This is a genomic window from Vibrio sp. 2CM40D, from assembly GCF_023161825.1.
Classification (GTDB): domain Bacteria; phylum Pseudomonadota; class Gammaproteobacteria; order Enterobacterales; family Vibrionaceae; genus Vibrio; species Vibrio alginolyticus.
Genome location: NZ_JALNTL010000005.1, coordinates 512198 through 533680, shown reverse-complemented (window position 1 = coordinate 533680; position 21483 = coordinate 512198). Strand labels below are relative to the sequence as shown.

The window sequence follows — 21483 nt, the reverse complement described above, 5'->3', positions numbered from 1 at the left end:
TTAACCTCACTGTTTATTTTTGACTTCTTTTTCCTCCCATAGTTGGAGGGGCGAACTCGTTTGTGAAAGAAAAGTCAAAAACAAACAGAAAGCCTCCCAAATCGGGAGGCTTTTTTATAAGGAAAGAATTGATGACTGACCAACCTATTTCCCTCGAAGAAATTCGTTTACGCTTGAATGAGTTGGATGACCAACTTCTCAGCTTATTGTCTGAGCGCCGTAAACTCAGCATTGAAGTAGCCAAAAGCAAAGTACAAACCTCAAAGCCTGTTCGCGACGCCGTCCGTGAACAGCAATTATTGGTCAAGCTGATTTCTAATGGCCAAGATAAATACGAACTTGACGCGCAGTACATCACCAAACTTTTCCATACCATCATTGAAGACTCAGTTCTGCTTCAACAAAGTTATCTGCAAAATCTCGTTAACCCACAGCAAAGCCGTAAGCCACTTGCTCGCGTCGCTTTTTTAGGAGCCAAAGGCTCTTATTCGCACTTGGCAAGTCGCGAATACTTCAGTCGTAAAAATACAGAGCTTATCGAGCTCAACTGCGAGCACTTTAAAGAAGTGACTCAAACGGTTGAATCTGGCCATGCTGATTATGGCGTTCTGCCAATCGAAAACACCAGCTCAGGCTCTATTAATGAAGTGTATGACTTACTACAACACACGACGCTTTACATCGTTGGAGAGCTGACTCAACCAATCGAACACTGCTTGGTTGCGAAAAAAGACATTCGTCTGGAAGATATTAAAACGCTGTATTCTCACCCTCAGCCACACCAACAGTGCAGTGAGTTTTTAAGCCGTATGAAAGGGGTAAAGCTGGAGTCCTGCGCGAGCACAGCAGATGCAATGCAGAAAGTCCAAGAGATGGATCGTGATGATGTGGCTGCAATTGGTAATGCATCAAGCGGTAAGCTATATGGCTTGCAAGCAATTCAAGGCAACATCGCAAACCAAACCGAAAACCATACTCGCTTTATCGTGGTTGCTCGTAAACCGGTTGAAGTTTCTACTCAGATTCCAGCAAAAACCACATTGATCATGTCGACCTCCCAAGAGGCAGGTTCATTGGTTGAAACACTATTAGTGCTGCAACGTTACGGCATCAATATGACCAAGCTAGAATCACGCCCAATTATGGGGAACCCGTGGGAAGAGATGTTCTACGTAGACTTGACATCACATCTTGCTTCGACAGAAATGCAACAGGCACTTGAAGAGCTAACAAAAATCACTAAACACTTGAAAGTATTAGGCTGTTACCCGAGTGAGAACGTAAAGCCTACGCAAGTAAAATTGAGTTAATAGACACCAGTGAGTAAAAAGATCATGGCAACCCAAAAAGTCGTAATCGCATCGCTAAACCCAGCCAAAATTAATGCAGTTCAAAGTGCATTTCGTAATGCATTTCCGTATCAAGAGTTCAACTTCGTTGGCATCAGTGTACCGAGTGAGGTCGCAGATCAGCCCATGACGAATGAAGAAACTCATCGTGGTGCGCTAAACCGCGTTAAAAACGCAAAAGTAGAGATGCCAAACGCGGATTACTATGTCGGTCTCGAAGCGGGAATTGAAGCAAACGTGACGTTTGCTTGGATGGTGGTTGAGTCAGAGACTCACCGCGGTGAATCTCGTTCTGCAAGCTTAATGTTGCCGCCAAAAGTCTTGGAAAAACTCAAGGATGCGAATGAGTTGGGAGATGTAATGGACGAAGTGTTTGGTACTGATAATATCAAACAGAAAGGTGGCGCTATTAGCCTGCTAACCCAAAACCAGCTAACTCGAAGCTCGGTCTATCACCAAGCCTTGATTCTGGCTTTAATTCCATTCACAAACCCTGAGCATTTTCCTTCAAATTTATAACACTCAGCCTAGTCTCTAGATACGCAAAAAGGGCGGATATTTCCGCCCTTTGTAATACGTTATCTTAGTCACTTGTAACACCAAGGCCTAAAAGCAAATTGGATATACTGTCTACTTAGATACCGCAACTTGTTCTAACAAGACTTTCAACTTGTCTTTTTCTTCATCAGATTTCGACTTTAGTTCGTTAGAGCCACGAGTAATGGTGGCAATGCCCACACCAAGCATCTGACTGATCTGACGTTGAGATAATTCTCCTTTAAGAAGTTCGTTAATTATATTAACGCGTGATATTAATGACTCTCTCTCATCACGTGACATCAGCATAGTTAACAGCATGTCATCTTGCTGGGTGCCCATACTTGTTCGAATTAGCTCAATAATCTGTTGCCAGTCTTTATACTCGGGTTCGTGCGACATCAAGTTACCTCACTCAATACTTGGTATTGATCTCATGTTGATTCAAGAACGCGCCATCGATACCCAAAAGATCACGATAGTATGTTTCAAACATCAAGATGTTTTGTACATAACCGCGCGTCTCTTTAAATGGAATTGCCTCAATAAAGGCATAAGCATCCACTTTTCCTTGGGTACGCTCTCGCCACGTTTTTACTCTGTTAGGACCTGCATTATAAGCAGCAAGAGCAAAAATACGATTATTATCGTAATCCTCTAATAAACCTTGCAAATAATGGCTACCAATTTCGATATTTTTTCCTACATTGTAGAGATCCTGCGTACCTTGATAACTCAACTTATATTTACGTGCCGTGTACTTCGCCGTCGCAGGCATGATCTGCATAAGACCACGAGCGCCAACTGGAGAGCGGGCTTCAACATCTAACGCACTTTCCTGTCGAGCGAGAGACATCATCGTGACGGGATCAATGTTGTGCTTTTTCGCATAAAAGTTAAACCACCAGCGGTGTGCTATTGGGAACCTAAGTTCGATATTATCCCACATCTGCGCTTGAATACTCGCGGTCACCGTTAGGTGATGCCAACGTTTAAATGATGCATAAGCCGCCAACATCGCCTTTTCATCTTTTCCTACGCGGCGCAGTAAGTGTGCCCATTCACTCTTCGCTGCTGCGATTTTATCCGTCGCGATCAACTCTTCGATACGAGCTAACGAGTCTTGATAGGGTTGAACAACTTTCTTATCCAACTTAACCGTATGCGTTGGGTATTTGATTGATTGTCCGATTGCATTGGCGGCAGCCACACTGTAGAAGTTTCGTTGCCCAAGCAGAGTTGCTAAACGCTGTTTCCCCGCGATGTCATCACCTAACGCTATTTCACTTCTTCCAAGCCAATATTGCCAGCGTAGCGTGGCTTGTTCTTCTTTATTTAGAACAGCAATCCACTCTTGTACGCCTTTCCAATCTGCATTTTGAATCGCTAAGCGGATGCGCGTTTCAATCAACGGTAAGTACTGACTGGTTTTCGTTTTATCATCGCGCCATTTAGCTAATGACTCAGACTCCGTACGAGTCAATCGAAATGCAATATAGTCGGCAAGTTCTTGCGCTTTTTCTGGAGAAAACTTCTGTCCTTTAATGACGGCATCGTACGCACCTTGTGCTTGGCTAGTGTTCATACGAGCCAACTTTTCTAACGCATATTCACTTTGCGCTCGATTAAAATCATTCGCAGGTTTTTTCTTCGCGAATTCCGCAACACTTGAAGGATTATCAAACAACGCTTTCATTTCTTTGGCTTGTTGCTTTGCCTGCGCTGATTTAGGCAGTTTGAGCAAGTAACTCATCAAACCGCCATTACGAGCATCAAACGCCAGTAACATACGCTGTAGAATCAGTTCATCGGTACGCTCACCCGCCTTGTCCCATGCTGCAAATAATGGGTCACACTCATCAGCAATGCTGATGCCACGTAACCACATATGTTCAGCCCCTTTAAACGCCGCGACTTTCTTGCCTTGCTTTAATTGAGCGACGTAGAAAATACATTGGTAACGCTCACCACTAGGAATGACTTTTTGAAACTCAGTAATGGTTTTCCAATCTTTTTGCTTATAAAGATGATTGAGGTATGGAGCGCGAACTCGACGAGAAAATGGAAAAGACTCGTGCTCAGAAATAAACTCGTTCACCTGTTGTGGTGACTTTTCCGGTAACTGTCTAATAAAAGTGCGGTAATCCACATAAGGCGTTAGTGGATAGTCAGAAATTTTAGGACGAATCGAAAGGTATCTGTCGATGTCATTTTTATCTAATAAATCTTGAGCTTGCTCATATACTTCGCGCTGCTTTTCCAAACTCAGCGCGGCATTAGCACTCAAACTCATAGCACACAACGCGGCGGCGCAGCATACCTTTTTAGCCAATTCAGATACGTTGAATCTCATTTGTGTCATTTTCCCCAGACATATACTGCCCTAAAGCCTAGTTTTGTTAGAGTTCATGTGATGTTAAGGCAATTTTCACACATGCATCTATTTACACAGAATGCAGATGTCCATGTAAAGCAACTTTGTGTATTAAAAATTGTACTCGTCAAACTTTTAAGACGATGGAGACAAAGCGTTTCTAACTCGCATAGAACACACTTCGTCATTCTTAACGAATAACAAAAGTGTATACCCTAACCGTGTAAGTTTCCGGTCAGCTCAAAATAAGAAATCCATTCGTTAGGGAAATTCTTGCAATGCGGTAACAAAAACAAAGCACTTGGTATAAAATGATGGGTTTGAATGACAGTTAATTTAGGAACGATCGGCAATGGCTGAATACGTATATACCATGTCGCGGGTGAGCAAAATTGTGCCACCTAAGCGTCAAATTCTTAAAGACATCTCTCTGAGCTTCTTCCCTGGTGCGAAAATCGGTGTTTTAGGTCTGAACGGTGCAGGTAAATCCACACTGCTACGTATCATGGCAGGTATCGACACGGATATCGACGGTGAAGCGCGTCCACAACCTGGTCTAAACGTAGGTTACCTACCTCAGGAACCAGTATTAGACGAATCAAAAACCGTTCGTGAAGTTGTTGAAGAAGCGGTTGCTGACGTTGCTGACGCTCTGAAACGTTTGGACGCAGTCTACGCAGCATACGCTGAACCAGATGCAGACTTCGACGCACTTGCAAAAGAGCAAGGCGAGCTAGAAGCCCTTATCCAAGCGAAAGATGGCCACAACCTAGAAAATGCGCTTGAGCGTGCGGCAAACGCACTTCGTTTACCTGAATGGGACCAAAAAATTGCGCACCTATCAGGTGGTGAACGCCGCCGTGTGGCTATTTGTCGCTTGCTACTTTCTAAGCCAGACATGCTATTGCTTGATGAACCTACCAACCACCTAGATGCAGAATCAGTTGCTTGGCTAGAGCGCTTCTTAGTGGATTACACAGGTACCGTAGTAGCCATCACCCACGACCGTTACTTCCTAGATAACGCTGCGGGCTGGATCTTAGAACTGGACCGTGGTGAAGGTATCCCATGGGAAGGCAACTACACCTCATGGCTGGAGCAAAAAGACGCTCGTCTACAACAAGAAGCCTCCCAAGAGAGTGCTCGCCAAAAGACTATCGAGAAAGAGCTTGAGTGGGTACGTAAAAACCCTAAAGGTCGTCAAGCGAAGTCAAAAGCACGTATGGCTCGCTTTGAAGAGCTACAAAGCTCTGATCACCAAAAACGTAATGAAACCAACGAACTGTTTATCCCACCTGGTGAGCGTCTAGGTGATAAGGTTATTGAAGTGAAGAACCTGACCAAGTCATTTGACGGTCGTGTTCTGATTGATGACCTGTCATTCAGCATCCCTAAAGGTGCGATTGTTGGTATCATCGGTGCGAACGGCGCAGGTAAATCGACGCTATTCAAGATGTTAAGTGGTACTGAACAACCAGACTCGGGCACAATTGAGATGGGCGATACAGTAAAACTAGCATCTGTCGATCAGTTCCGTGACAGCATGGACGATTCTAAAACCGTATTCCAAGAGATCTCTGAAGGTGCTGATATCATTAAGATCAACAACTTCGAAATCCCAGCTCGCGCATACTGTTCACGCTTTAACTTTAAAGGCAGTGACCAACAAAAGATTATTGGTGAACTATCGGGTGGTGAGCGTAACCGTGTCCACCTTGCGAAGCTGCTTAAAGCGGGCGGTAACGTGTTGCTACTCGACGAACCAACCAACGACCTTGACGTTGAAACACTGCGTGCTCTAGAAGAAGCGTTACTAGAGTTCCCTGGTTGTGCAATGGTTATCTCGCACGACCGTTGGTTCCTTGACCGTATCGCTACCCACATCATTGACTACCGTGACGAAGGCCAAGTTAACTTCTACGAAGGTAACTACACAGAGTACATGGATTGGTTGAAGAAAACATTGGGTCCTGAAGCCGCAGAACCACACCGTATCAAATACAAGCGTATTGCGAAGTAATCGCAACCCACAAAGTTTGATTGTAATTTGTACAAAGGCCGCTATCATAGCGGCCTTTGTTTTCTTTGTTATAAAAAGAGCTCATTAGCCCGTCTCGTTCGTTAAGAACATGACATAGCACTTACGTCACTCTGTAGCGACCTCGACACTTTTCAAACAACAATCGAACATTTTTTGTTCGTATTGATATACTATTCAATTCTGTTTGACGACCTGACGAGAATATTCATATGACAGAGAGACGACGCTTTTCACGTATTCTCCATCAAGCTCCAGCTAAGATAGAACAACGTGACTTGGCAATTGAAGCTAGGATTCAAGATCTTTCCTTGCATGGTTTACTCATGAAAGTGGAAGAGACTGAGGCTTTGGATCCAACCCTTCCAGTCCATGTGACTTTTTCATTTGATCAATCCGAACAAGTGATTACGTTAAAAGCGCAAGTTGTGGATCTCTCTAAGTGTGAGATTAGGTTGAAGATCGCTAAGATAGACATCGAAAGCATTAGCCAACTAAAACGATTTATAGAATTGAATGTAGGCAATAACGACCTTCTGAATCGAGAGTTAGAGCACCTCTCTGGTTTTTAGGAGAAAAATAAATGAACGCCTATTTAAGTAACAATAACTATGTCTAAAAAAATCATCATGCAGATCCCGACGAAAGACGGCGATCAGCAGTTCTATTTGGGCCGCAGTTCGGTCCTAGCAGTATTTGCTTCAGTATTGGCATTACCCGCCGTCGTTGGTGGCGCGTGGTACCTTAATCAGCAGCAGATGCACAATAAAGACGAACTAACGCAAATCATCGCCAAACTGGAAAGTGAAAAGGCCGAAGTGACGGCTCTTTACGAAGAACAGCTTGATACCAATCATTCGCTTTCCCAGTCTTTGACGGACAAAAACAATCAAATTCAGCTATTGGGCAAACGGGTATTCGACGTTGAATCGGTTTTAGGTCTCGCAGACGAAGAGTTGATGATCGATGAGAACAGCATGGGGTTAGAGGAGCGAATTGACGCAGCCGCTATCGATTCTGCTGTTCGCGCGACGATGTTCCGTTTGATACCAAATGACAGCCCAGTCACATACCAACGTATTTCTTCTTCTTACGGCAGTCGTATTAATCCGATTTCAGGTAAGAGGCATGTTCATACTGGTATCGATCTGACTTGTAAAAGAGGAGAAGAGATCCTGGCACCGGCTGACGGTGTGGTGGAAACCGTTCGCCCGAGCAATCGTGGTTATGGTAACTATGTCACCATTCGTCACTCATTTGGCTTTATGAGCTCCTTTGCTCATCTACAACGCTTCAAAGTGAAAAGCGGTCAGTTTGTTAGTAAAGGCGACATCATTGCTCAATGCGGTAACTCTGGCAACTCCACAGGGCCACACTTGCACTATGAAGTACGCTTCCTCGGACGAGCACTCAACCCTCAATACTTAATGGAGTGGACGCCAGAAAACTTCAATGACGTCTTTGAAAAAGAGAAAAAAGTGAAATGGGGACCTTTGGTTCAATTGATTGATAACGTTGTACGCCTACAAGTCAATTTAACCAATTCACCCTATCGCGATACCAGTATCAACACAGTATCAAGTGAAGATACGAGTAATACTGCGACGAACTGATTTGTCCATCAACACGAAAAAGAGCAGCTTACGCTGCTCTTTTTGTTTCGGACTCTGCACGGCTAAATGACCCGTGATTAGCCGCGATGAATATTATCATTCGCCTGTTTGAGTAAGTTTTGGCTCTCATTCATAAATTGTTGAGAATAAGTACCAAACCAATCACTCACCTGCTTAAAGCTTTCGATGAATCGCGCTTTGTCTCTGCTATCCAGAATCGCTACTGCATCACCTAAACGCTGATGGAATCGCTTGATCATATCGATATTCTCTTGAGAAGAGAAAATGATATCACCGTACAAGTTCGGATCCTGACCAAACAGTCGTCCCACCATCGCCAATTCAAGGCGGTAGATTGGCGAGCTTAACTTCAACAACTGATCGATGTTCGGATTCTCTTTGCTAAGGTGCATACCGTAAGCAAACGACGTGAAGTGGCGCAGCGCCTGAATCAACGTCATGCCATGATCGTGCTCTTGTGCATCGATTTGGCACAAGCTTGCGCCCCAAATCCCAAACTGTTGCAATAGCCATTGGTAATGCTCGTGACCACGGCCATCACAGTACACAATAACCTGCTTGGCAAGGCTCGGAACATCTGGGCCAAACATTGGGTGCAAACCAACCACAGGACCTTGATGCACATTCAACATTGCTTGCAGAGGCTTCGATTTGATAGAAGTCAGGTCACACAGAATACAGTCTTGCGGCAAGTTCCCCAGTTTTTCGATCACCCCTTCCGTTAGATGAATCGGCACCGTGACCACGACTAAACCCGCGTTGTCTAGAATCTCATCCGCATGATCCCAGTCTTTACTACCGAGAACTTTGACCTGGTAGCCCGACAATTTGAACATACGCCCAAACAGGCCACCCAATTGACCATTACCACCAATAATAACAACTGAGCGTAAATCAGGGTTCAAACACTTAAAACCGGAATCTTTCTCGCTGGCATAAGACTCACGCATTGTTCGACGCAGAATATCTTCAATAAGCTGTGGAGGAATTCCCATTTTTTCAGCTTCAGCGCGACGAGAAGCTAACATCGCCGCTTCGCGGTCTGGAGCATAAATTGGCAAACCATGTTCGCTTTTTACTTCCCCAACTTTCTCTACGAGCGCTAAACGCTGAGCCAATAGCTCCAACATTTGCTTGTCGACTGCATCAATCTGATCGCGTAATGCGTTAAGTTCAACTGCCATTGATGTTCCTTAAATCCTGTATTAATTAGCCTTTAGACGATTTTCTAAGAAAGGCACTAGCTCTTCATGTGCATGACGTAATAGTGCCTCAGTTGAATCCCAATTGATACATGCGTCAGTGATAGATACACCGTATTTCATCTCTTCAAGAGCTAAGTCAGAAGATTGATTTCCTTCATTGATATGGCTTTCAATCATAAGACCGATAATAGATTTATTGCCTTCACGGATTTGATGAATCACATCCTCCGCGACTAATGGCTGGCGACGGTAATCTTTACGTGAGTTGGCGTGACTGCAATCCACCATTAATGAAGCATCAAGACCAGATTTCGCCATCTCCTGCTCACACTCAGTGACGGATACCGAATCGTAGTTAGTTTGCTTGCCGCCACGTAAGATCACATGTCCATTAGCATTGCCCTGGGTGGTCAACAGTGCGACTTGTCCCTCACGGTTAATTCCCATAAAACGGTGGCTAGAGGACGCAGCTTGCATCGCGTTAATTGCGGTTGCCAAACTGCCATCGGTGCCATTCTTAAAACCGATTGGCATAGACAGGCCGCTTGCCATTTCACGGTGAGTTTGTGACTCCGTCGTACGTGCGCCGATTGCAGCCCAGCTAAAAGTATCCGCCAGGTATTGTGGGCTAATTGGGTCTAGAGCCTCAGTCGCGAGCGGGATTTCCATTTCTGCCAACTCCACCAGAAGTTCGCGTCCAACATGCAGACCGTGTTCAATATCGAAACTGCCGTCTAGGTGTGGGTCATTGATCAGGCCTTTCCAGCCGACCGTGGTGCGCGGCTTCTCAAAGTAAACACGCATAACAATATACAGTTGGTCACTTAGTTGTTCAGAGAGTGCTTTAAGTCGCTTTGCGTAATCCTTCGCCGCTTCCACGTCGTGGATAGAACATGGACCGCATACAACAAGCAGGCGGTGATCCTTCTTGTGAATAATATTAGCGATAGTTTGACGAGACTCTTGAATAAAGCGACGTGCTTTTTCACTCAAAGGAAGCTTGGTTTTTAGTTCCTCCGGAGTAATAAGAACCTGTTCTTCGATAATATTAATATTGCTCAACTCACTTTTCTGCATAACTCTAACCTGTATATTTATTTTTACACCCAACCAAACCTTTGGTGAGACAACTAAGCTTTAACGACAAGATAACAGGCTAAAAAAGAAAAACAAGCGTACATAATAAAAAACATTTAGTGTAAATTAAAATTTACAGTCAAATAAAAAGCCAAAGCATAATTAACTTTGGCTTCTCATCGCTGTTTTGAATCTTTTACAAGAGGTTTAGCTAGTCAAGCGTTTCATCGCTTCACTCGCCGCTTTCCACTCTTGAGATAGCTTAAGTTCGCTTGGAGAAAATGACTGTTTTTTCAGTAATCCATCCGCGAGTGGCACGGTTGAAACCGGTAAGTTGTCTAATACCTCAACGTGCGCTTCTCGTTTATTACACATTAACAACATATCGCAACCAGCTCTCAATGCTTGAGCACCTCGCTCGGCTGGGCTGCCCATAATCGCAGCGCCTTCCATGGTCAAATCATCCGAAAAAACCAAACCTTTAAAACCCAATTGCTGACGCAGGACCTGTTTTAACCAGTATTCAGAACCGCTGGCTGGTTGAGCATCATAATGTGGGAAAATCACGTGAGCAGGCATCATGGCATCTAAAATACCGGCATCAATTTGTGCTTTGAAGATCGCCATATCTTGTTCAAAAATATCACTGCGCTCGTCGTATGGTGTTTCTAGATGTGAGTCTGCAATCACGCCACCATGTCCAGGGAAGTGCTTGCCTGTCGTTGCCATGCCAACACTCTTCATTCCCTGCATATATGCAGTGCTATAGCGAAGAATGGTGTCGGCATCTTCACCGAATGCGCGGTTACCGATCGCTTTACATTGATGGCCTTGGTCAAGTACCGGGGCAAAGCTTAAATCAATATCATGGGCAATCAGCTCTGCTGCCATTAACCAACCGCCCATACGAGCAAGCTCTTCACCATTTTGATGTTTAGCGTACTCATCAGCAGCAGGAATTAATGAGAAACCTTCACGAAAGCGCTGCACTCGGCCGCCTTCTTGATCCACACCGATCAAAAACGGGCGCTTAGCCGCCTTTCGGATGGATTGAGTAAGTGCTTGAAGCTGTTCGCTATCATGATAGTTGCGAGCAAATAGAATTAAGCCACCAACCGTAGGATGCTCCAAGATTTCTTTGTCTTCAGCGGTCAGTTCATACCCCGCAACGTCAACCCATAACGGTCCCATGTTTTCTCCTCAAAATCGGCTGAATATCTCGTATTCGATGAGGTTATTCGCTTCAGATTTGCTTTACAATAAGTGAATGAAGAATTGACGAGATCGGCTATGAAATTTAACGAACTGTACATTGGTGTGATGTCTGGAACGAGTATGGATGGCGTTGATACCGCTCTAGTTGAAATAAGCGATGAGCATGTTCGTCTGATTGCGCACGACGACTACCCAATGCCCGCAGCGCTAAAAGACATGCTGTTATCTGTTTGTACCGGTCAAGCAACAAATTTAAAAACCATAGGTGAACTTGACCACCAGCTCGGCCACCTATTTGCAGATACTGTGTTACAGCTACTCAATAAGTCTGGCTACGTCGCAGAGCAAATTCGTGCGATTGGTAATCACGGTCAAACAGTGTTCCATCAGCCTACCGGAAACTTGCCGTTTACCACTCAATTGGGCGATGCAAACATTATCGCAGTCAAGACAGGCATTGATACGGTAGCGGATTTTCGTCGTAAAGACATGGCGCTAGGTGGACAAGGTGCCCCACTCGTCCCTGCTTTCCATAAAAGCATTTTTGCGATGCAGGATTCCACAATTGTGGTGCTTAACATTGGAGGCATTGCCAATATCTCGGTACTGCATCCAGAACAACCAGTCATTGGCTATGACACAGGCCCGGGCAATATGTTGATGGACGCATGGTGTGCGCTGCATACTGGGCAAAGCTTCGACGAAGATGCACAATTTGCACTTAAAGGAACGGTAAACGCTACTTTGTTGACTCAATTACTCAAAGAAGCTTACCTCGCCATGCCTGCCCCTAAAAGTACCGGGCGAGAACTGTTCAATATTGACTGGCTGCATCAACAACTGGCCCATCACAATTTACCAATCGAAGACGTACAACGTACACTTTGCGAGTATTCTGCAATTACCATTGCCAACGAAGTCGACAAGTTTTCTCATGGCATCACACCTCAACTATTAGTCTGTGGCGGTGGAGCAAGAAACCCGCTTTTGATGCAGCGACTAGCTAAGTTATTGCCACAATGGAGCGTTGCGACAACGGCAGAAAAAGGTGTTGATGGCGATTACATGGAAGCAATGGCGTTTGCTTGGCTTGCGCAGCGCCATATTCACGGCCTCCCTAGCAACTTACCGGAAGTTACGGGGGCAAGTCGTCTCGCTTCACTGGGTGTACTCTATTCAAAAAATTAAGGGCAATATATCCTAAACAAAAAGGCTTAATTCATTATGACGAACGATGCACTTATCGCAGCTTTATCCCATCTGGTATCTGAAGGGCGAAACCCAGACACCATGGACATCGACTTGCTGCCTTCTCTCGATATTGTTCAACGCATCAACCAACAGGACAAACTCGTTCCTCTTGCCGTTGAAAAAGTGTTGCCTGAGATCGCTGAAGCCGTTGATAAGATCACGGAAGCATTTAAGGTCGGAGGTCGGTTGTTTTACATCGGTGCGGGTACCAGTGGTCGACTTGGCGTTTTGGACGCTTCAGAATGCCCACCAACTTTTGGCACAGATCCAGAGATGGTCGTTGGTATTATTGCCGGTGGAAAAGAGGCAATGTTCCGTGCAAAAGAAGGGGCGGAGGACGACCCTACATTAGGCGAGCAAGATCTTAAAGAGAATATGCTAACACAACGCGATGTCGTCGTTGGTATTGCGGCAAGTGGACGAACACCTTACGTGATTGGTGGCTTGGAGTATGCGAACAAGCTTGGTGCCACCACTGTAGCACTATCTTGTAACCCTGACTCTCCGATTGCAGATATTGCTGATATTGCGATTAGCCCCGTTGTTGGACCTGAAGCGTTAACGGGATCCACTCGCTTAAAATCAGGGACAGCACAAAAACTCGTACTGAACATGCTCACTACCGCAAGCATGATTCGCCTGGGCAAAAGTTATCAGAACTTAATGGTAGATGTGAAAGCGACGAATGCAAAGCTAGTTGCAAGAGCGGCTCGTATTGTTATGCAAGCAACAGATTGTACTAACCAAGAGGCTAAAACGGCTCTCAAAGAAACGGACTACGACGCCAAGTTAGCTATTTTGATGATTTTAACCGGGCTGGATAAAGAAAGCGCGACTGAGCAACTGAAAGCCAAACAAGGATATTTAAGAAAAGTCGTGATCGCGCAAGCTAATCAATCTTAATCAATAAAGCGCCTCACTTATTTAAAAGTCAGGCGCCTTTTATGGCTTAATTTAGTAGTTCAATCGTTCAATGTGAGTAATACCGACTTTACCTTCAAGGTCGCTGAACATATGAACCATTGCTGGGTATGGTTGTGCTCCAGGGTAGACAACTTCTGCATTACAGAAAAACGCATAGTTTTGTCCGGCTACGACTTGAGTAGCCACAACCAAAGGGGAGTATTTGACACCGACAAACCCCTCGATACCTTTAGCAAATACTTCTTTATTCTCTGCTGTGAGTTCATGAAATGGACTCCAGCCACCAGCCATTTGCGTTGACATAATGTGATTCCTTTTTTTCTGTGCTCACTATCAAGCAATATGAACATAGTTTAATAAGGAGAATTTTGCCACATTTATGTGATGCAGACAGTGTAACAACGGCTTTATTGACTATTAATTTGAGTATTCATTCCAACCACGTTGCCATTCCATGCGGAATTTTTGCGCTTGCTCAGTACCTTCACAAACCCCTTCGTAATACTGACCAGATAACCCCATTTGATACGCAAAAGCAGGATTACAGTACTCACGTAAACCTTCTAAATAACCTTGGTCGTAGTCACTTTGCTTAACACTACCCAACTCACGAAGCTCGCTCATCGTGCGCGATGTGTGTCCGGTTATGCCATCTTGATATCCGATCTGATGCCAATCTCCCGACTTGGCAAGATCTGCTGTCGTTGCTGTGCATCCTGCAAGTAAAGCCAGTGCCAGACCTACCGTTACCTTTTTCATGGTTCTTCCTTAAGTAATTGTTTTCAAAAATAAGCTTACCACTAATTATTGGCGCTTGCCGCTGAGCTTGCAGATTTAACCACTGATGACTCAAATCAGCCGCTCAAGACTGTCATCAACCTTTCGCCATTTTTAAAAACCGCTCAAGCAGCATATCGACCACTCAGTGCTCTATTCGACCACTCATCTACTAACCGAATGCATTTAACACAAGTGACGCATAACATGCATCCTGAGATTAAAAAATTACCCTACCCAACTAAGACCAAGGACAATTGCTATGATGTGGTTTCTAACCTGTGTCGCAGCCCTAATCGGCGGATACTTCATCTACGGCGCTTTCGTCGAGAAGATTTTCGGCATCAATGAAAAACGCCAAACGCCAGCTCACACCAAATCGGACGGTGTTGACTTCGTTCCAATGTCAACAAAGAAAGTTTACCTAGTTCAACTACTTAACATCGCAGGTGTTGGTCCAATTTTTGGCCCGATCATGGGGGCACTATACGGTCCTGCGGCGATGCTTTGGATTGTAGTCGGTTGTATTTTTGCTGGTGCAGTACACGATTACTTCTCAGGCATGCTTTCAGTGCGTAACGGCGGTGCATCTGTACCTACCATTACAGGTCGCTACCTAGGTAATGGCGCAAAACACTTTATGAATATTTTTGCCATTGTCCTATTGCTTCTAGTTGGCGTAGTGTTCGTTTCAGCCCCTGCTGGCATGATTACTAACCTCATCAATGATCAAACAAGCTTGAGCGTAAGCATGACTACAATGGTTATTGCTATCTTTGCTTACTACATCATTGCGACGATTGTTCCTGTCGATAAAATCATTGGTCGTTTCTACCCACTGTTTGGCGCCCTACTTATCTTTATGTCTGTTGGCCTAATGACAGCCGTTGCTTTCTCTAGCGAACACACAGTAATGGGTGACTTCCAAGTTTCGGACATGTTCTCTAACCTCAACCCAAATGACATGCCGTTATGGCCTGCATTGTTCATCACTATCGCATGTGGCGCTATCTCTGGCTTCCACGCAACTCAGTCTCCACTGATGGCGCGTTGTATGGAAAATGAGAAAAACGGTCGCTTCGTATTCTACGGTGCAATGATTGGTGAAGGTGTTATCGCGCTAATTTGGTGTGCTATCGCTCTGTCTTTCTTCGGCTCTCTAGACGCTCTATCCGAAGCTGTGAAAAACGGTGGTCCTGGTAACGTGGTATACAGCGCATCATTTGGTCTGCTAGGTGTGTTCGGTGGTATCCTTGCGTTCCTGGGGGTGGTTATCCTACCAATTACGTCTGGCGATACAGCGTTCCGTTCAAGCCGCTTGATCCTTGCTGAATACTTCAACATGGAACAAAAAACGCTACGTAACCGTCTACTGATGGCACTTCCACTGTTCGTTATCGGCGGTATCTTAACTCAAGTAGACTTCGGCATTATCTGGCGCTACTTCGGTTTTGCAAACCAAACAACAGCGGTAATGATGCTTTGGACTGCGTCCGCTTACCTACTGCGTCACAACAAGCTGCACTGGATTACCACTATCCCAGCTATCTTCATGACCACGGTATGTGTCACGTTCATCTTAAACAACAGCTCGCTAGGTTTTGGTCTGCCAATGCAACTATCAACTATCGTAGGTATTGTGTTTGCCCTAGCTGTGACAGGTTACGTTATCAAAACCTCTAAGGGTAAAGGTGAAACTGAACTGGCTGACGAAGAGAAACCACAAGCCGTATCAGAAACAGCGTAATACTCGTCACATCTGAGTGACTAAGATAGGAGCCTGCCAATTGCAGGCTCTTTTTGTTTTATACCCAAGTCACTTTAAGACTCAGAAAGCACAGCGCAGCATCATTTACTTAGCTGTTCTTATCTATCTGAGCCAAGCATCTTGAGGTTACTTAGGTATACAATAACAACATTGATTCTAGGTTAGGTTCACTATGGAACTGGTCATCTCCCTTTTACAACAGATGTGTGTGTACTTAGTTTTGGCTTACATGCTAAGTAAAACGCCAATCATCTTACCTTTGCTGAGTATTTCTTCGCGCTTAAGCCACCGCCTAATTTGTTACGTACTCTTCTCTGGCTTTTGTATTCTCGGCACCTATTTCGGTCTGCACATCAACGATGCTATTGCCAATACTCGTGCGATCGGCGCAGTTATGGGCGGGCTGTTTGGTGGACCTGTTGTAGGTTTCGCCGTCGGATTTACTGGTGGCATCCATCGATACTCTCTTGGTGGCTTTACCGACCTAGCCTGTGCAATTTCAACCACCGCCGAGGGCGTAATTGGTGGCTTGCTCCACGTTTACCTTATCAAGCGAAATAAAGGCGCATTGCTGTTTAATCCAAGCGTTGTATTCAGCGTCACGTTTGTTGCAGAAGTGGTGCAAATGATTTTGCTGCTCGCCGTCGCGAAACCTTTTGATCAAGCCTATGAACTGGTGTCCGCTATTGCAGCGCCTATGATCATCGCGAACTCATTTGGTGCGGCGTTGTTCATGAGTATCCTGCAAGACAGAAAAGCAATCTTTGAAAAGTTTTCTGCGACGTTTTCGCGTCGAGCGCTCACCATTGCTGATCGCTCAGTGGGAATTCTAAGCAACGGCTTCAACACCGAAAACGCAGAGAAAATCGCACGTATTATTTACGAAGAAACCAAAGTGGGCGCTGTCGCGATTACTGACCAAGAAAAGATCTTGGCGTTTGTGGGCATTGGCGATGATCACCATAAACCAAACACGCCGATTTCATCGCAAAGCACATTAGACTCCATGGAGAAAAACGACATCATTTATCTTGATGGCGCGGAGCGTCCATACCAATGCTCCATTGCAAAAGATTGCAAGCTCGGATCTGCGCTGATCATCCCACTGCGTGCAGGGAAAGAGGTCATTGGTACCATAAAGCTGTATGAACCGAAGCGTAAATTGTTCTCGACGGCCAACATGTCGATGGCGGAAGGAATAGCCCAGCTTCTATCTAGCCAAATCCTTTATGGCGATTACCAACAACAACAAGCCTTACTCGCCCAAGCAGAAATAAAATTGCTTCACGCTCAGGTGAATCCACACTTTTTGTTTAATGCACTCAATACTATTAGTGCGATTACTCGTCGTGACCCTGACAAAGCGCGCGAGCTAATCCAAAATTTATCGCACTTCTTCCGCAGCAATTTAAAGCAGAACATTAATACCGTGACGCTAAAGGAAGAGCTTGCACATGTGAACTCGTACTTGAGCATCGAAAAAGCGCGTTTTACGGACCGCTTAGAGGTTGAAATCGATATTCAACCTGAATTGCTGGACATCAAATTACCAAGCTTTACACTCCAGCCTTTGGTTGAGAATGCCATTAAGCATGGCATTTCAAACATGCTTGAAGGTGGTAAAGTTCATATATACAGCGAAGCACACCCACAAGGTCACTTGATTACCGTCGAAGACAACGCAGGCAGTTTTGAACCGCCAAAAGAAAACCACTCAGGGCTAGGTTTAGAAATTGTCGACAAACGTCTCACTAATCAATTTGGACGTGATGCAGCGCTAAAAATTACGTGCGAGCCACATCAATTTACTAAAATGAGCTTTATCATTCCCCCAAAATCATAAAAGCACGCTGAAGCAATAAAGGTAATGTTGGATGTTAACCGCACTCGTCATTGATGATGAACAGTTTGCTCGTGAAGAGCTAGCAGAGTTACTGGATGAAACAGGCCAAGTTGAGGTCGTGGGCGATGCCTCAAACGCAATCCTTGGCCTAAAAAAAATCAATGAACTTAAGCCTGATGTAGTGTTTCTCGATATCCAAATGCCTCAAGTCACGGGGATTGAACTACTTGGGATGCTTGATCCAGAAACCATGCCTTATGTGGTTTTTGTCACGGCTTATGATCAGTATGCGATTCAAGCATTTGAAGACAATGCCTTTGATTACTTGCTCAAACCTGTCGACCCATGCCGGTTAACTAAAACGGTCAAACGACTAAACAAAGTCATTAGCCAATCCGCCCTAACGCAACAACTGTCTGCTATTACACCTGACACGTTGGATCAGATACCGTGCATCGGACACAACCGCATCGTTATCATGGCCACCGACACGGTGGAATGTGCTTACAGTGATATCAGCGGCGTGCATGTACGCTCCACCAGCCAAACCGCGAGCACCCAACTGACATTAAAAACGTTGGAAGAGAAAACCCCTCTAGTCCGCTGCCATCGTCAATACTTAGTCAGTATTAAAGCGATTAGCGAAATCAAGTTACTGGAAAATGGGTTAGCGGAAATCATCACCAAAACAGGCTTTGAGATACCAGTAAGCCGCCGCTACTTAAAGGTGCTCAAAGAGATGCTCGGCATTAGCCACTAACACAAAAACTTCACACATCATCGCTGAGTTTCCGCTAGCGTATAAATAGGACGCTCTGAAAAGACGAGGCGATGATGTATAAAGTTTTATTCATATGTAAGCACAACGCTGGACGAAGCGTCCTCGCGGAGTCAATCGCAACCAATATCCTGCCAGCAGATTTTAGTGTCACCAGTGGAGGCTCACATCCCACAGGCAAGGTGCACCCAGTGGTGCAAAAATATTTAGATGACCACCAACTCCCCATTCCGCATATCCACACGCATTCATGGGAGGAGCGAACTCAGTTTCTTCCCGACATCGTTATTATTCTCTGTGATTCTTTACATCAAGAAACCGCTCCTCAGTGGCTTGCAGGTGGTGTTCGAGTAAACTGGCAAGTTGATGCTTTTCCGACCGATGGTTCTGATGAAGACATGTACGCACATTGCGAAAAGGTTGCTCAATCGCTTGAGCGAAGAATCACGAAGGTGTCTGATATGATTATCGATGGTTTAGGAAAAGACCAAATTCGTGATTACCTAAATGAGTTAAGAGAGATGTAAAAAAGGCGACCCCACAGGTCGCCTTTTGAATATTCGATAAATGGAGACTAATCCACTTGCTTGATTTGCAGTTCTTTAGGTACTTCAAAGAACATATTCTCTTCACGGCCAAGTACTTCATCAACCGCTTCGGCACCAACGAGTTCTTTGATTCGCTCTAGAATCTGATTAACGAGCTCTTCCGGAGCAGATGCTCCCGCAGTCACGCCGACCTTTGTTTTGCCTTCAAACCACTCAGGTTTGATATCTTCCGGACAGTCGGTTAAGTAGCCAGGTGTCCCTAGCTTTTCAGCTAGCTCTTTAAGACGTGTAGAGTTTGATGAGTTTTTAGAACCCACCACAACCATCACATCTACGTCACCAGCTAATTCACGTACGGCATCTTGGCGGTTTTGTGTCGCATAACAGATATCGTCTTTACGTGGACCTTGGATATCTGGGAACACGCGGCGTAGCTCTTCGATAACATCGGCAGTTTCATCGACAGAAAGCGTCGTTTGGCTTACGTAATGAAGATCGGATGGATCTTTCACAATCGCCTTCAGTTTCTCAACATCGGCTGGAGTTTCAACCAAGTACATACCACCGGTTTCACTGGCGTATTGCCCCATCGTACCTTCGACTTCAGGGTGACCTGCGTGACCAATCAGAACCACTTCCATATTACGACGGCTCGCACGCGCCACTTCCATATGCACCTTAGTTACTAAAGGACACGTTGCGTCAAATACGGTCAAATCACGCAGCTTGGCTTCCTGACGAACCGCCTGCGATACACCATGAGCAGAAAAAATCACAATGTTGTTGTCTGGCACTTCATGCAGCTCTTCAACGAAGATAGCACCACGTTGTTTTAGCCCTTCAACCACAAAACGGTTATGCACCACTTCATGACGCACATAAATCGGTGGCTGATACATCTCTAGCGCACGCTCTACGATGCTAATCGCACGGTCTACACCAGCACAAAAGCCGCGTGGGTTAGCTAATAGGATTTTCATTTCATTGCTCATGGAAATTATCTTTATTGGGTTCGCTATTCTACTGACAAAATTTCAACTTCGAAAGTCACGTCTTGTCCCGCTAGAGGATGGTTGAAGTCCACAGTGACTGAATCGCCTGCAATCTCTGTAATAATGCCCGGGATTTCCATGCCATCAGGGCCACTGAAGGCCATGATTGTACCAACTTCCACTTCTGCATCACCTACAAATTTAGTGCGATCCATATAGTGAATATGATCAGGGTTTGGCATACCAAACGCGTCTTCTGCCTTTAGCTCAATCGCTTTTTGTGCGCCTGTTTCGAGGCCTATCAAGCACTGCTCAAAGTTTTCACTCAAGCTGCCATCACCCATAACAAATTTCGCTGGTTTACCCATGTTATGAGTACTATCTGCAACCGATCCGTCTTTCATTTTAATCGTAAAGTGAAGGGTTACTACCGATTCATTGGTTATTGTTGTCACGTTAATGCTTCCTTGTTCTTGGGTTATTACGCTGTCAGCTTGGTCTTTTTATACATTGATATGCTGATTGGCGCTCCAACATAATAAAAAGCGTCGCTCGAATCAACGGACGACGCTTAGGGTTATTCGATATACCGCAAAAGATTACTTGTCAGCGTCTTTTTTACGGAAGCCATCCAGAATAATCATTGCCGCACCAATACAGATCGCCATGTCAGCAAGGTTGAATGCTGGCCAGTGGTAGTTACCCCAGAAGAAGTCTAGGTAATCAACAACAAAGCCATGAACGACGCGGTCAAACACGTTGCCCACTGCACCACCAATAATCAGTGCATAAGCAATGTTGTTCCATTTTTCTTTTGCTGGAAGCTTGCTCATCCAGTAGGTCAAAAGACCCGTCACAACAAACGCGATACCTGTAAATAACCAACGCTGCCAACCGGCTTGATCGCTCAAGAAGCTGAATGCAGCACCGTAGTTATGAACATAAAGTAGGTTGAAGAATGGCAACACCTCAATTCGGTTTGCCCATCCGTAGCCCATGTTGTCCATCACCACCAATTTGATGCCAATATCTGCAATAAATACCAGAATTGCTAACCACAGCCAGCGAACTCCAGATTGCTTTAACGTCAGTGCTTTTTCACTCATTACTTTACCTACAAACAGCCCCAGTAAATACTGGGGCTGTTAATTTTAAAAAAAGTTCAGTCGTTCT

General features: G+C 45.0%; 21 protein-coding genes and 1 other annotated feature (1 of these 22 running past the window's edge). Of the genes, 11 read left to right on the top strand and 10 right to left on the bottom strand.

The features are described from left to right. Positions 1-119, top strand: a sequence feature (Phe leader region) (it extends 3 nt beyond the left edge of the window). Between the two features lie 12 nt (positions 120-131). Both pheA and yjjX read left to right on the top strand, forming a co-directional pair. Next, entirely contained in the window at positions 132-1310 is a 1179-nt protein-coding gene (pheA, locus tag MTF70_RS14785) for a prephenate dehydratase (RefSeq protein WP_017636154.1), read from the top strand. A 24-nt stretch (positions 1311-1334) separates the two neighbouring features. Then, the gene (gene yjjX / locus MTF70_RS14780) at positions 1335-1868 is read left to right on the top strand and encodes an inosine/xanthosine triphosphatase (protein WP_005385931.1); all 534 of its coding nucleotides are present in this window, start codon (positions 1335-1337) and stop codon (positions 1866-1868) included. A 111-nt stretch (positions 1869-1979) separates the two neighbouring features. Here the strand turns inward: yjjX and trpR are convergent, their stop codons facing one another. Together trpR and sltY are read right to left on the bottom strand one after the other, a co-directional pair. Beyond that, positions 1980-2288 carry a trp operon repressor gene (gene trpR / locus MTF70_RS14775; protein ID WP_005381892.1) on the bottom strand — a complete coding sequence of 103 codons (309 nt, stop codon included), beginning with the start codon at positions 2286-2288 and terminating at the stop codon, positions 1980-1982. 13 nt (positions 2289-2301) lie between these two features. Beyond that, on the bottom strand, positions 2302-4239 hold the full coding sequence (gene sltY / locus MTF70_RS14770; protein WP_025768440.1) for a murein transglycosylase: 1938 nt from the start codon (positions 4237-4239) through the stop codon (positions 2302-2304). 373 nt (positions 4240-4612) lie between these two features. Here sltY and ettA point away from each other — a divergent pair, with 373 nt between their 5' ends. The 3 genes from ettA to MTF70_RS14755 all read left to right on the top strand — a co-directional run bounded on the left by ettA (position 4613) and on the right by MTF70_RS14755 (position 7911). Beyond that, positions 4613-6280, top strand: coding sequence for an energy-dependent translational throttle protein EttA (ettA, locus tag MTF70_RS14765; protein WP_005381894.1), 1668 nt, complete (start codon positions 4613-4615; stop codon positions 6278-6280). A 230-nt stretch (positions 6281-6510) separates the two neighbouring features. Then, positions 6511-6870, top strand: a complete 360-nt coding sequence (locus MTF70_RS14760; protein ID WP_033906113.1) for a PilZ domain-containing protein — start codon at positions 6511-6513, stop codon at positions 6868-6870. Between the two features lie 39 nt (positions 6871-6909). Further along, positions 6910-7911, top strand: coding sequence for a M23 family metallopeptidase (locus MTF70_RS14755; RefSeq protein WP_005381900.1), 1002 nt, complete (start codon positions 6910-6912; stop codon positions 7909-7911). Positions 7912-7988: 77 nt separating this feature from the next. On the opposite strand, the gene tyrA is transcribed toward MTF70_RS14755, so the two are convergent. From tyrA to nagZ, 3 genes are all read right to left on the bottom strand, one after another. After that, on the bottom strand, positions 7989-9116 hold the full coding sequence (tyrA, locus tag MTF70_RS14750) for a bifunctional chorismate mutase/prephenate dehydrogenase (RefSeq protein WP_005381901.1): 1128 nt from the start codon (positions 9114-9116) through the stop codon (positions 7989-7991). Between the two features lie 21 nt (positions 9117-9137). Continuing rightward, complete coding sequence (locus MTF70_RS14745; protein ID WP_005381904.1) at positions 9138-10214, bottom strand: 3-deoxy-7-phosphoheptulonate synthase; 1077 nt, start codon at positions 10212-10214, stop codon at positions 9138-9140. Between the two features lie 207 nt (positions 10215-10421). Next, a complete protein-coding gene (gene nagZ, locus MTF70_RS14740) occupies positions 10422-11405 on the bottom strand; it encodes a beta-N-acetylhexosaminidase (protein ID WP_005381905.1) in 984 nt (327 codons plus the stop codon). A 99-nt stretch (positions 11406-11504) separates the two neighbouring features. Between nagZ and MTF70_RS14735 the strand changes: the two genes are divergently transcribed. Continuing rightward, entirely contained in the window at positions 11505-12617 is a 1113-nt protein-coding gene (locus tag MTF70_RS14735; RefSeq protein WP_205461384.1) for an anhydro-N-acetylmuramic acid kinase, read from the top strand. Between the two features lie 36 nt (positions 12618-12653). Then, positions 12654-13583, top strand: coding sequence for an N-acetylmuramic acid 6-phosphate etherase (murQ, locus tag MTF70_RS14730; protein WP_136976983.1), 930 nt, complete (start codon positions 12654-12656; stop codon positions 13581-13583). A 51-nt stretch (positions 13584-13634) separates the two neighbouring features. Here the strand turns inward: murQ and MTF70_RS14725 are convergent, their stop codons facing one another. Continuing rightward, complete coding sequence (locus tag MTF70_RS14725; protein ID WP_005381911.1) at positions 13635-13907, bottom strand: hypothetical protein; 273 nt, start codon at positions 13905-13907, stop codon at positions 13635-13637. 114 nt (positions 13908-14021) lie between these two features. After that, the gene (locus MTF70_RS14720; protein WP_005381912.1) at positions 14022-14363 is read right to left on the bottom strand and encodes a DUF2799 domain-containing protein; all 342 of its coding nucleotides are present in this window, start codon (positions 14361-14363) and stop codon (positions 14022-14024) included. Between the two features lie 280 nt (positions 14364-14643). Here MTF70_RS14720 and MTF70_RS14715 point away from each other — a divergent pair, with 280 nt between their 5' ends. The 4 genes from MTF70_RS14715 to MTF70_RS14700 all read left to right on the top strand — a co-directional run bounded on the left by MTF70_RS14715 (position 14644) and on the right by MTF70_RS14700 (position 19297). Then, positions 14644-16128, top strand: coding sequence for a carbon starvation protein A (locus MTF70_RS14715; protein WP_005381914.1), 1485 nt, complete (start codon positions 14644-14646; stop codon positions 16126-16128). Positions 16129-16321: 193 nt separating this feature from the next. Beyond that, positions 16322-17992, top strand: coding sequence for a sensor histidine kinase (locus tag MTF70_RS14710; RefSeq protein ID WP_005381915.1), 1671 nt, complete (start codon positions 16322-16324; stop codon positions 17990-17992). 31 nt (positions 17993-18023) lie between these two features. Beyond that, positions 18024-18752 (top strand): two-component system response regulator BtsR, encoded by a 729-nt coding sequence (gene btsR, locus MTF70_RS14705; RefSeq protein WP_005381917.1) that lies wholly within the window; start codon positions 18024-18026, stop codon positions 18750-18752. Between the two features lie 71 nt (positions 18753-18823). Beyond that, a complete protein-coding gene (locus MTF70_RS14700; RefSeq protein ID WP_033906110.1) occupies positions 18824-19297 on the top strand; it encodes a protein-tyrosine-phosphatase in 474 nt (157 codons plus the stop codon). A 47-nt stretch (positions 19298-19344) separates the two neighbouring features. Here the strand turns inward: MTF70_RS14700 and ispH are convergent, their stop codons facing one another. The 3 genes from ispH to lspA all read right to left on the bottom strand — a co-directional run bounded on the left by ispH (position 19345) and on the right by lspA (position 21416). After that, complete coding sequence (gene ispH / locus MTF70_RS14695) at positions 19345-20310, bottom strand: 4-hydroxy-3-methylbut-2-enyl diphosphate reductase (protein ID WP_017636164.1); 966 nt, start codon at positions 20308-20310, stop codon at positions 19345-19347. A 23-nt stretch (positions 20311-20333) separates the two neighbouring features. Beyond that, positions 20334-20765 (bottom strand): FKBP-type peptidyl-prolyl cis-trans isomerase, encoded by a 432-nt coding sequence (gene fkpB / locus MTF70_RS14690; RefSeq protein WP_005381922.1) that lies wholly within the window; start codon positions 20763-20765, stop codon positions 20334-20336. Positions 20766-20909: 144 nt separating this feature from the next. Further along, positions 20910-21416 (bottom strand): signal peptidase II, encoded by a 507-nt coding sequence (gene lspA / locus MTF70_RS14685; RefSeq protein ID WP_005385948.1) that lies wholly within the window; start codon positions 21414-21416, stop codon positions 20910-20912. Positions 21417-21483 lie beyond the last annotated feature (67 nt).